The sequence below is a fragment of the Pseudoflavitalea sp. G-6-1-2 genome, from assembly GCF_012927185.1.
Lineage (GTDB): Bacteria > Bacteroidota > Bacteroidia > Chitinophagales > Chitinophagaceae > Pseudobacter.
This window is the reverse complement of sequence record NZ_JABBGB010000002.1, coordinates 1136159-1148242: the sequence shown is the minus strand read 5'-3', so window position 1 is coordinate 1148242 and position 12084 is coordinate 1136159. Positions and strand designations below refer to the sequence as shown.

The 12084-nt window shown below is 45.8% G+C and carries 11 protein-coding genes and 1 other RNA gene; 6 read left to right on the top strand and 6 right to left on the bottom strand.

The window, feature by feature from the left end; genetic code table 11:
• Positions 1-26 precede the first annotated feature (26 nt).
• From HHL16_RS14305 to HHL16_RS14290, 4 genes are all read left to right on the top strand, one after another.
• On the top strand, positions 27-1196 hold the full coding sequence (locus tag HHL16_RS14305; RefSeq protein ID WP_169425869.1) for a 1-deoxy-D-xylulose-5-phosphate reductoisomerase: 1170 nt from the start codon (positions 27-29) through the stop codon (positions 1194-1196).
• A 225-nt stretch (positions 1197-1421) separates the two neighbouring features.
• Complete coding sequence (rseP, locus tag HHL16_RS14300; RefSeq protein ID WP_240966163.1) at positions 1422-2714, top strand: RIP metalloprotease RseP; 1293 nt, start codon at positions 1422-1424, stop codon at positions 2712-2714.
• A 72-nt stretch (positions 2715-2786) separates the two neighbouring features.
• Positions 2787-3187, top strand: a transfer-messenger RNA (tmRNA) gene (gene ssrA / locus HHL16_RS14295).
• Between the two features lie 129 nt (positions 3188-3316).
• Positions 3317-3988, top strand: a complete 672-nt coding sequence (locus tag HHL16_RS14290) for a GNAT family N-acetyltransferase (protein WP_169425867.1) — start codon at positions 3317-3319, stop codon at positions 3986-3988.
• Between the two features lie 195 nt (positions 3989-4183).
• On the opposite strand, the gene HHL16_RS14285 is transcribed toward HHL16_RS14290, so the two are convergent.
• A complete protein-coding gene (locus HHL16_RS14285) occupies positions 4184-5287 on the bottom strand; it encodes an epoxide hydrolase family protein (protein WP_169425866.1) in 1104 nt (367 codons plus the stop codon).
• Positions 5288-5807: 520 nt separating this feature from the next.
• On the opposite strand from HHL16_RS14285, the gene HHL16_RS14280 reads away from it, so the two are divergent.
• Positions 5808-6332: an SMI1/KNR4 family protein gene (locus tag HHL16_RS14280; protein ID WP_169425865.1), complete on the top strand. Its 525-nt coding sequence runs from the start codon at positions 5808-5810 to the stop codon at positions 6330-6332.
• Here HHL16_RS14280 and HHL16_RS14275 read toward each other — a convergent pair whose 3' ends face one another.
• From HHL16_RS14275 to HHL16_RS14265, 3 genes are all read right to left on the bottom strand, one after another.
• The gene (locus HHL16_RS14275) at positions 6333-6674 is read right to left on the bottom strand and encodes a HopJ type III effector protein (RefSeq protein ID WP_169425864.1); all 342 of its coding nucleotides are present in this window, start codon (positions 6672-6674) and stop codon (positions 6333-6335) included. It abuts the gene before it with no gap.
• 129 nt (positions 6675-6803) lie between these two features.
• Positions 6804-8057: a Na+/H+ antiporter gene (locus HHL16_RS14270; protein WP_169425863.1), complete on the bottom strand. Its 1254-nt coding sequence runs from the start codon at positions 8055-8057 to the stop codon at positions 6804-6806.
• A 105-nt stretch (positions 8058-8162) separates the two neighbouring features.
• Complete coding sequence (locus HHL16_RS14265; RefSeq protein WP_169425862.1) at positions 8163-8927, bottom strand: MerR family transcriptional regulator; 765 nt, start codon at positions 8925-8927, stop codon at positions 8163-8165.
• A gap of 111 nt (positions 8928-9038) precedes the next feature.
• Here HHL16_RS14265 and HHL16_RS14260 point away from each other — a divergent pair, with 111 nt between their 5' ends.
• Entirely contained in the window at positions 9039-9884 is an 846-nt protein-coding gene (locus HHL16_RS14260; RefSeq protein ID WP_169425861.1) for an isocitrate lyase/phosphoenolpyruvate mutase family protein, read from the top strand.
• Here the strand turns inward: HHL16_RS14260 and HHL16_RS14255 are convergent.
• Positions 9881-10378 (bottom strand): isoprenylcysteine carboxylmethyltransferase family protein, encoded by a 498-nt coding sequence (locus HHL16_RS14255; RefSeq protein ID WP_169425860.1) that lies wholly within the window; start codon positions 10376-10378, stop codon positions 9881-9883. The two genes, HHL16_RS14260 and HHL16_RS14255, sit on opposite strands and share 4 nt — an antisense overlap.
• Before the next feature lie 209 nt (positions 10379-10587).
• Positions 10588-12078, bottom strand: coding sequence for a RagB/SusD family nutrient uptake outer membrane protein (locus HHL16_RS14250; RefSeq protein WP_169425859.1), 1491 nt, complete (start codon positions 12076-12078; stop codon positions 10588-10590).
• Between the last annotated feature and the right edge of the window lie 6 nt (positions 12079-12084).

Below are 12084 nucleotides of genomic sequence, written 5' to 3'. Positions count from 1 at the left end.
CAGACGACTATTACTATTTAAAACGCATGCAGAACAGTTCTCCTCAGAAACGTATTGCTTTATTCGGATCAACAGGTTCCATCGGAACGCAGGCACTGGAAGTAATTGCTTCTAACCCTGATAAGTTCTCGGCGGAAGTGCTCACTGCGCACAGCAACGATGAATTGCTGATAAAACAGGCGCTGCAGTTCCAGCCTAATATTGTTGTTATTGGCGACGATAAAAAATATGCGCGTGTAAAAGCTGCACTCGCATCTACAGATATAAAAGTATTTGCCGGAGAGCAGGCGCTAGAAGAAGTAGCAGCCATGGATTGCTACGATATGATGCTGGCGGCCATTGTAGGTTTCGCCGGCCTTCGTCCTACCCTCAAAGCGCTCGAAAACAGCAAGGCAGTAGCCCTTGCCAATAAAGAAACGCTGGTAGTGGCGGGAGACATTGTGATGCAGAAAGCAGTGGAGTATCGTGCCCCCGTGATCCCTGTGGATTCTGAGCACTCCGCCATCTTCCAATGCCTCGTGGGAGAAACCCGCAACCGCATCGAGAAGATCGTACTCACGGCTTCCGGCGGTCCATTCCTCGGTAAGAAACCTAACTATCTGGTGAATGTAAAGCGCGACCATGCGCTGCAGCATCCCAACTGGAATATGGGCGCCAAGATCACCATCGATTCTGCCACCCTCATGAACAAGGGACTGGAAATGATCGAAGCGAAATGGCTTTTCAATCTTCGTCCGGATCAGATCGAAGTACTGGTGCATCCGCAGAGCATCATCCACAGCATGGTGCAGTTCGAAGATGGAAGCATCAAAGCGCAGATGGGCCTGCCCGATATGAAACTGCCCATTCAGTACGCGATGGCTTTCCCGCACAGGATCGCCAATAATTTCCCGCGTTACGATTTCCGCAAACCATCGCAGCTCACATTCGAGGAGCCGGATGTAAAAACATTCCGCAATCTCACCCTCGCAACGGATGCACTCTTCAAGGGAGGCAATCTGCCCTGCATTCTGAATGCGGCCAATGAGATCGCTGTGTACGCTTTCCTTCGCAACCGCATCGGTTTTCTCGACATGACTGATCTTATCGAGAAAACAATGGAAGCCGTTCCCTTCATCGAACATCCAACGCTGGAGGAATATTTTGACAGCGATGCAGAGGCGCGTAATTTCGCGGCTTCAACAATTAAGCTTTGATTTTCAGGCTGTGAGTAAATGGGGGCGGTTTAGTTTCCGTTAATTTTGCGATTTGGCAAACCGATCGTACCGATTAATAAATGATTTCCCCATATTTAATCGTACATTGAAAACCTGTGAATCACAACCATCAAAAATTTACAACAGGATTCAGAATTTATGATAACATTGTTAGCAATTGATTGGGCAACGGTAGGAATTAAGGCGGTACAGTTATTATTGTGTTTGTCCATCCTCGTAGTGCTGCATGAAATGGGCCACTTCCTTCCGGCCAAATGGTTTAAATGTCGTGTTGAGAAATTCTACCTCTTCTTCGATCCCTGGTTTTCCATCGTTAAAAAGAAAATAGGAGATACCGTGTACGGAATCGGCTGGCTGCCACTCGGCGGTTATGTGAAAATTTCCGGCATGATCGACGAAAGCATGGACAAGGAGACGATGAAACAACCTCCTCAGCCATGGGAATTCCGCAGCAAACCAGCCTGGCAGCGCCTTATCATCATGATTGGCGGTGTTACCGTAAACGTGATCCTCGGATTTCTCCTCTTCTCCATGATCCTCTTCGTTTGGGGAGAAAGAAGACTGCCCGTTCAGAATCTGAAATACGGCATTGCAGTAAACCCGATCTCAGAAAAAGCAGGCCTCAAAAATGGCGACAATATCGTTAGCGTGGATGGCCGCCCGATAGAAGATTATTTCACGCTCACCAAGAATATCATTATCGATGAAGGCAAAACCGTTCAGGTGATGCGCGATGGCCAGCAAGTGGATATCGCTCTCCCCAAAGGAACGATCCGCAGCCTCATCAAAGGGAAAGCACAGTTCGTTGATCCCCGCGTATTGACCATTGTAGACACTGTTTACAAAGACAAAGCGAACTTTACGCAGGATAGCCTCGTTAAAGGCGACCGCATCGTTTCCATCAACGAAACACCTGTTACTTTCTTCGACGAATACCTGAAAGAAAGACTGAAATATAAGAATCAGGAAATAGCCCTGAACGTTCTTCGTGGTTCCGATACCGTACAGATCAAAGCAAAAGTAGACAGCAATGGTTCTGTTGGATTTCTGGTAGATGCATATACGCTCGCGGGCGCTTACGATCAGAAATACGGATTCTTCGCCTGTATCCCTGCCGGCGTTCGCAAAGGATGGGAAACGATGGTGATGAACGTTAAGAACTTCAAACTCCTCTTTACTTCCGACGAAGTGAAAGCGAAAGAATCGCTCGGCAGCTTCATCAGCATCGGCAATATGTTTGGCGACCGCTGGGACTGGGAACGCTTCTGGACGATGACTGCATTGCTCAGCATGGTACTGGCATTCATGAACATCCTGCCGATCCCTGCACTCGATGGCGGACACGTAATGTTCACGCTCTATGAAATGATCACCGGAAGAAAACCGGGCGAGAAGTTCCTGGAGTATGCACAAATGGTGGGTATGGTGTTGCTGCTGGCATTGATGGCATATGCATTCGGACTGGATATCTGGCGGAACGTATTCAATAAGGGATAGTTGCTGCAGTTTTGGCAGCTATTCCAATTAGCATTAAATTTGCAGATTCAATTATATTCAATCCTTGCAAAAGGGGCTGTATTGGTTTCGACAGCGTAGATCTTTGAAGGTGTAAGCATGCAGTGCGTTGGATAATTAGCACTTTAATCTGAATATTCAAACTTTTATATGGCAATACTCAGTATGCCATGGCCGCTTAATCAGTGATTAAGTAGTCATTAGGGCCGCGTCCGAAAGGGGCTCCTTCGGGACCCGAGCAGGTTGTTCTGTTACCACGCTCCGCCGCCGACTAACAAACTAAAACAGGATGCTTCTGCAGGGTGTTGTGACTGCAGATTAAGACTATCGCAACTAAGGAGCAGATTGGTTTGCCGGTTTCCTGCCTGTTCCCGACAATTAATAATTGGATAAGCATGTAGAAAGCTTTTGGAGGATATGTTTGGACGCGGGTTCGAGTCCCGCCAGCTCCACGAAAAAAGGGACCCATTGGGTCCCTTTTTTATTTTCTATAATACCGCACTTTATTTCATATTGTAAATTAATTAACTTCGTCAGCCCCAAGTCAATTGTCATTGTTTGATAATAAAAATAATAATTGCCATATGGAAGACGATTTCTTATCTCTTAATCTGGAGTACAAGTTCTCCTCATTTCTGGGTAGTCGCGGTGTAGATGACTGTATTAAAGAATTTAAAGCCGTTTTATATTCAGGTCCATTCGCAGAGAATTCCGAAAATGAATATGTCGGAGAGATGATATTTAAGATTCTCTGTCTCGATCAAGCTAAGGACGAAGGCATGGATCTTTATGAGTTATTTGATAATGATGAATATACTTTTCGACATGCTCAGAGTTACTATAATTTCAGTAAGAGGAATTTTGCTACTCCACTTTTGAAAGCATATCCTGAACTCGAATGGGATGGAGGAAAAATTTGCATCATCGAAACTATTGCCATTATTCCTAAATACAGAGGGAAGGGCATTGGATCAAAAGCATTTAAGGATTTGGTCTGGAATTTTGGAGATAATTGCTCGCTGTTTATGCTGCAACCATATCCTCTTCAATTTGAGCTTGAAGAGAATAGACGAGAGTTTAAGCAAAAATTGGATCTGGAAAACTTTGAGAAAAACGAAAAAAAAGCTACTGCTTCCTTAACCAAATATTACCATAGTTGGGGTTTTGAGAAGATTAAGGGATTGAGCGATTTGCTTTTTTATTGTTCGCTGTATAAAAATGATACGTTTGATAGCATTGATATGGATGATTATTAATTTTTTATGATAGAGATTGTTTTCTCGCCATAGGTGTGAAAAGCGCATCTAAATTTCATCAACACTTCTACATTAAAGTCAGCAAAAGATAAATAATTAAGAAAAGCAAATGAATCTGGAAGATACAAATTATGAATGGGGCTCACATGATGATTGAGCTCTTTCATAATTTGTATCTTAATTTATAGTGATAAATTACTTTGCTAAGCTTTTAAAAAACGCATCCACTTCTCCCGCCCACAGCTCCGGTGCTTCCAGCGCAGCAAAATGCCCGCCTTTCTCCATCTGCGTAAACCTTTTCAGATTCACTCTTCTTTCTGCCCATTCTTTGGGTGTAGGTGCATCTCCCGGAAATATCGCCACTCCCGTAGGGGTACTCACTTTTTTAGAAGATGCCAGTTGCACTGAATAATCCACCACATAAGTTCTCATCGAAGAATTGATCGTCTGCGTTATCCAGTAGATCATAATATTCGTCAGCAATTCATCATTGGTGAATTTGCTTTCTATGCTGCTGCCCGGTGTGCTCCATGTATTGAACTTCTCGATGATCCACGAAGCAAGCCCAACAGGCGAATCGTTCAGGCCATAGGCCTGCGTTTGCGGCTTGGTAGCATGCAGCATCGCATATGCACCTTCCTGATACCACCATCTCTGAATGAATTGTCCGAATTCCTGTTCTGCTTTCGACATGGTACTCCAGTCCTCTGTTCCGTTCGGATAGCCAACATCAGAAAGATGGATCGCCGCCACATTATCCGGATAAAGATTCGCGATGGATTTCGCTATGCCTTGTCCAACGTCCCCACCTGCAATGAGGTAATTGTTGTAGCCGAGCACATCGTGCATCAGTGTAGCGAACACTTTTGCCGATCCATCATCATTCATCGCCGTGTGGCTGGAGAATCCGAATCCGGGAATACTCGGTATGATCAGATCATACTCATTCGTGAGATAAGGGATCACTTTATGAAAGCGGTAAAAGTTATCCGGCCATCCATGGATCAGCAGCAATGGTCTTGCATGGGCATTCTTGCTTTTGATATGGATGAAATGAATGGTGTTGCCATCGATCTCCGTGGTGAACTGGGGGAGTTTATTGAGAGCAGCTTCCTGCTTGCGCCAGTCGTATCCATTCTGCCAGTAGGCAACCAGTTTTTGCAAAAACACAGGATCTGTGCCGTATTTCCAGCCAATATTTTCAGGTGCATCAGGCCAGCGGGTTTGCTTCAGGCGGTTTTGAAGATCGTCCAGCACTGATTGTTTTACATCGATCTTGAAAGGCTTTACTGTTGACATATGGTTGGTTTTTGAAGATTGCGCATTTGCTGCAAAGGATAAAACGATGATAGTCAAAAGCAGAATGGTCTGTCTCATGGTTTTGATTGTTTGATAAAACAAAATTGCATACAGATAGTGACAGCAGTATGTCAGCAGCAAAACAACTGCCACTAAAAAATATTCCTGACAATGAAAAGCAAGCGGGATGGAGATATTGGTGCTTCTACGGAAACGGTTCCGGTGGTCCTGGGGGGCAGGAAGGGGATAAAACCCTGTCGCATTGGAGTAAAAAAGATACATATTATTTCCCTTTTGGAAAGTCGGCGCGGAAGATTTTTCAGAAGATAATCTGGTGTTCAGACTTCAGTGGCGGCGCCTCCTTTTTCCGGATCTCAGCTTGCAATAAGCGCGGGACTGAGACTTGTAGACGGATTGTAGTCGGTACAATGTATTCCTGTAGACGCTCTGTATTACCGCCAATTTGGAGGGCATATGTTTACACTTCATCTTTGCCGGACACTCTAACAGCAAACAATCGATGAATTTGATTTTCCACAACTTCGACTTCAGCCAATTCTGGGATGATATCGATTATTACAAAGAAGAATACACCGGGACATATCCTGATGATAAAATGATCGCTGAAGCGGAACAGGAACTGGGCTTTAAATTGCCTGCTTCCTATATCGAGTTGATCAGAAACCGAAATGGCGGAGCTCCTGTCAACAAATGTCATTTCAGCGCAGCGCCAACTTCATGGTCGGGCGACCATGTTGCAATCACTGGTATATTCGGGATCGATCCTGAGAAAGATTCCTCTGTGTATGAAAATGAATTCTGGATCGAAGAATGGGGCTACCCTGCAGATGGAATTTATATCTGCGACTGCCCGTCTGCAGGCCATGATATGATATTGCTCGACTATTCGCAATGCGGTCCACAGGGCGAGCCGATGGTAGTACACGTTGATCAGGAGAACGATTACCAAAAAACATTTCTCGCCCCAAACTTCGAATCTTTCATTCGGGGTCTAAAGCATGAAGACTTTTTCCACGAAGACTGATCACTTCGCCTGCAAGGCCTCGCCTTCGAACTGAATGCCACTCCATCCATGCTTCATGAACTGCCGGATGTTCTGATGATCCGCAGCATCAGGCGTATTCAGCACAGACTGGTAATGCTCTGCAAAAAGCGACAGTGTTTCCGCCTCTGATAATTTGTTCAGTTGTGCAAACGCAAATACGCGCGCGCTTCCCTGATTCTGAGATGCTTCATTGAACGTATCTCCGTTTTTGAAAGCTGTAGGCTGATGCTGATAATGCGTATCGATAAATTCAATCACTTCTTTGAAGGGAATGGCCTGTTCCTTTGTTTTTCCAAGCAGTATGCTGAGTTGTTCTTTCATGCAAAATCCTCTGTGGTTGGGAATGAAGTAATGCTTCAAAAATAAGGAATTAACAGCGAGCCCAATCCACCTGCTTATTTGATTTCACTCAGCACTTTCTTTGCATTTTCGTTATTCGGATGAATTTTTTCATGCTGCCGGCTTCCCGAACTTCTTCACTATCCATGGCAATGTTAATCCCTGACCGATCAGTGAAATGATCACCACCGCAATGGAGAGAAATATGATTTCGTTGCGCATAGGAAACGGCTCTCCGTTCTTCAGTGTAGCGGGTATACCGAGTGCGATGGCCAGCGAAACGATGCCCCGCATACCACTCCAGGTAATAATGAGACTTGTACGCGAATCGAACAGCGCATCTTCACTGATCCGCCTCCGGTGTTTGCCCTGAAATGCCCGTTGCAGATTGAATTGCTGCAGATACACTCTCATCATTCTGATACCAAGCGCAACCAGTGTAATGATCACTGCATACCCGATGTACAGCCAGAAATGATCTGGATGCATATTCCTTACCACCTGCGGAAACTGCAATCCTATCAGCAGAAAGATCAATCCATTCAGCAGGAAGATGATCACATCCCAGAAGTTCCGCGACTGCTCTCTGATTTTGGTAGGGAATTTCTCTCTGCTCAGCCTTGCCATGCTCAGGCCTAGTATCACCACTGCAATTACGCCCGATACATGAAAATGTTCCGCAATCAGATATGTTACAAACGGCATCAGCAACATGAGGCTGATCACTACCATATTATTTGTTCTGAAGAACCGCAATGCGAATGCCAGCAGTTTTGCCATCACTACTCCCGTTAGAAAACCTCCGCCGAGCACCAGCAGAAACTGCAGGGATGCCTGCCACCACACGAATGCGATGCCTGTAACAGCGGCAATGGCAAACCGGTAAGCGATCAGTGCAGATGCATCGTTCACCAGACTTTCCCCTTCGAGGATGGTGATGGTTTTGTGCGGAAGCCCCAGACCTTTTGTGAGGCCGATGGCAGCTACGGCATCGGTTGCTGAAAGGATGGCGCCTAACACAAAAGACAATGGCCAGCTCATGCCCGGAATCATGAAATGTACAATCACTGCAATGCCTCCGGTGGTGATGAACACCAAACCAATGGCAAGCGTACCAATTGTATTTAAGTTTACCCTGAAATCTTTGAAAGAAATATTGAAGGCTGCATCGTACAGCAGGGGAGGAAGAAATAACAACATCACAATTTCCGGGTTCAGTTCTATTGCCGGCATTTCGGGCGCGAAGCCGATCGACAATCCTGCTACCAGCAGCAGCACCGGAACCGGAAGTTTCAATTTTTCTGCAATGCCCGATACGCCGATCATCAGGGCAAGGATCAACAGTATGATGCTGTAGTTTTCCATCCGGATTATTTGATTGGTTATGGCCTCTTCCTATAAAAATAGCAAGAAAATCAAAACCGGCATGTAAAGAAGAAGGGCCGGCTGAATGGCCAGCCCCCTGGTCTTCTATTTTTTCGATGCGAGATAATAAGATGTTGCTTCGCGTATGAAGGCGGCCTGCTCTGCATCCGGCAGAATATAGTCTGTTGTATCTGCATTAGTTGCTTTGTACAACTGTCCCAGATTTCTGAGATACTCCATTTTTTCTGACGATACCTTACCGCCGGTAAGCTGATGGACCAGCTGCATTCTTTTGGCGATATGCTGCTGCACCGTTTTGTCAGCTGCTCCTTTGGGTATGAGTACAGTGAGTTGCGCACAGATATCGTTCAACTCGTTTGCGATAGAATGCATCTCTTCTTTACTGAACGATTTGATGGTTGCTTCTGTTTCTGCAATCAATTCCTGTCCCCATTTGCTGATGGCTTCTTTTCTGTAGGCAGCCATCTTTTCATTGGGCATGCCTTCGTATAAATCTTCTGCCTGTAACATAGAATGTTGTTTTAGTGTTGCCAATGTTTTTTCTATGGTACCAACCAATGTGTTTATTCTTTCCTTCTTAGCCAACAGCGCAACTTTATGTCCTTCGAGGGCCTGCTCCAGATCAAATGCAGGATCGTCGAGTATGGTCATGATATCTTTCAGTGGAAAATCGAGTTCCCTGTAAAAGAGTATCTGCTGCAATCGCAGCAACTCTTTGTTGCCGTACAGCCTGTACCTGGCCTCGGTACGTATGGAAGGTTTCAGTAATCCCATTTTATCGTACAGATGTAAGGTGCGCACCGTTACTCCTGCAAGCCTGGCGAGTTTCTTTACAGAATAATTGTCCATCGTTTGGGTTTAACCTGTTGCAGCAAATATAGGGTATCACCTAAGGGGAGAGTCAAGAGAAATTGTCGATATTTTTTATACCCGCCATAAAAAAATGCAGAACTTTAATGCATGCAAACCAATCATTCCACCCAGAAACAGAAAGGAGAGGCACTTAAAGCACTCCATGAGCGCGATGGCATTTTGATTGTTCCCAACCCATGGGATGCAGGATCGGCTAAAATGCTGACTGCAATGGGCTTTGAAGCGTTGGCTACCAGCAGTGGAGGACTTGCTTTCTCACTCGGCAAACCCGATGCAAGAGCAGCCGTTACGCGCGATGAAACCCTCAACAATATTGTGGGTATCGTTGCAGCAACACATCTTCCCGTAACGGCAGATCTTGAAAACGGATTTGGTGATGAACCCGAAGATTGTGCAGAAACCATTCAGCTGGCTGCATCACTCGGCCTCGCCGGTGGTTCCATCGAAGATGCAACCGGCAATCCTCAATCACCGTTCTATTCATTTGAACATGCTGTTGAACGTGTTCGCGCTGCCGCAGAAACTGCACGCAGTCTGCCGTTTCAATTTTCACTTACTGCACGCGCTGAAAACTTTTTGCATGGCAACCCTGATCTTGCTGATACCATCAAAAGGCTGGAAGCATTTGCAGAAGCAGGAGCCGATGTGCTCTTTGCACCCGGATTGAGATCCAAAGATGATATCATTGCAGTAGTGAAAGCTGTTGCTCCCAAACCAGTGAATGTACTTGTAGCCGGACCATTAACCGGCATAACGGTAAAAGAACTGGAAGATCTCGGTGTAAAAAGAATCAGTGTCGGCGCTTCATTGGCCCGTGCTGCATACACCAGTTTCATCCATGCTGCGGAAGAGATCAGGCATCAGGGAACTTTCAAATATGTTGATGCTGCAAAAACGTTCAAAGAGTTCAACGATATGATGAGCAGGCCTTAGAGCCAGCGTCTCACTTTTTTGCAATACTGGGCGTAACTGTCTCCGAAATCTTTCAGCAGTCTCGGTTCTTCATAAAAAACGATGAAGAGGTTGAAGCCTGTGAAGATGGCCGTGGTGTAAATGATCAGTCCGCTTACCGGTGCTATCATACATTCGCCTGTCAGCATCAGCATTACTCCAATGTACATGGGGTTGCGTGAGTATTTGTACAATCCTGCGATCACCAGTTTTTTGGTGGGATCAACAGGGGAGAGGGTGCCTCTTCCATCTACAGCAAAGCGGATGATGCAATGCACAGTAACCACTATGCCTGCGAGCAACAGCAATAATCCTGCGAGCTGAACTGCATTGAAAGAAGAAAGCTGAATTGTTGAAGTGTGATGCCCGGCGATCCACCAAGGAATTATGCCGGCTACCATGCCCGGCTGCAATACGGTGAAGAACAGGCTGCGCCAGAATAGGAAGTGTGGCGGCTTTTGATGTAATGTATTCATGATGTTGATTTAGTACTGTGAAAAATACTTTCATCATACAATCATTGTTTTTTACCTGAATACGGGATATAAAAGTACCAAGAAGTTTTGGAGCTGAACGCAATTGCGGCGCCGCTTGTGTAAATACGGAAACGATGGCTGGCAATGCAGTTTCGGCATAAAAAAAGCCGGTGATAATCACCGGCTTTGCTGTTTGTGTTTGAATTGTTTTAAGGATTCTGATTTTCAGGATTGATGTTCGGATTGGCATCGATCTCTGAAAGAGGTATCTGAAACAACCATCTTGCATCATCTGCAGGGATGTTCAACGGATATGGGTGATTACCATCGCGTACCAGCGGGCGTTGATAACGCTTGAGGTCGAAGTAGTAAGTTCCCAATTCGCCATAGAGTTCTTTTCTGCGTTCGAGCAGGATAGCGTTGATCACCGCATCTTTCGGAGCCAATGCCATTTTGGTTGCACTGGGATCGCGGAGGTGCTGCAACGTATAGAGCAGATCGATCGCTTCCTGCAGTTTGTTCTGCTGTGCAAGTCCTTCTGCTTCGATCAATAGCATTTCTGCAGAACGCATGAGAATGATATCGCCCGTGATAGAGCCCTGTACTCTGGTTCTGTATTTTCTTGTCTGGTATTGCAATGCAGGGTTGCTGCTCGCTGGTACCGGAATCAGCAGATTCTTTCTGGTGTCCGTGGCAGAATAGAGATCAGCAAAACTTTTGTTCACTGCAATATTCTTGTAATATCCACCCTGTGTATCCATGAAGCTGTACTGAGAATAGTACGAAAGTGTCTGATCTTCGGGTACAGGCAATCCCCAGATCCATTCGCCATTGCCTGCATCATTAAATCCGCCTGCATAGTCGGCATTGCTCATCAATGGATAGGCTGCGCGTGCGGCAGCTGCATTGTCGATAGCTTTCTGCCAGAGAGCAGCATCGCTCATGGCCAGTTCCTGATACACTTCGGCAAGAATGCCCTGTGCCACATTCTTATTGATGCGGAAAACGCCGATTCTGTCTTCTGATAATGTACTCACTGCTGCATTGAGATCTTCGAGTATCAACTTGTACACGTCTTTCAGAGATGACCTTGGGTTGCCTTTGCTGGCATTGGTTGCAGGCTCCAGATAAATGGGAACACCAGGTGCATCGGGGTTTTTGGCATAAGTGTACTGGTACACTCTTGCCAGCCAGAAATAGGCATAAGCACGGTTGGCTTTTGCTTCAGCTATGAACTGATCTTTTTCTGCCTGTCCCATCGAAGTGATGCCCGGTACATTTTTGATGATGGCATTGGAGTTGTTGATCACTTTGTAGAACACATCCCATATCTGATTGGTGCGTGAACCTGTTTGAATGCGGCCGTTGCCGTTCTCTTCCCATGCACCTTCTGTACGCCACCAGGTATTGTAGGCATCGAAGAGATCATTGCCCTTCACTTCGAAGAAGAACATGATGGTCTGCAATCCGCGACAGGTAAGGTTGGTGCTGCCGGGATTACCGCCATAACCACGGTAATTCTCCGAACGGTAGATCCAGTAGATTCCGTTCAACGCATTTTCTGCTCCGGCTTTTGAAGAGAAAATGATATTGTCTGAAAGGTCGCCGTTTTCGGGCGACAGATCGAGAAATGCTTTTTTGCAGGATGTAAGGCCACTGACAATCGCGGCTATCATCACTATCCATTTATATTTTTTCATAATAGC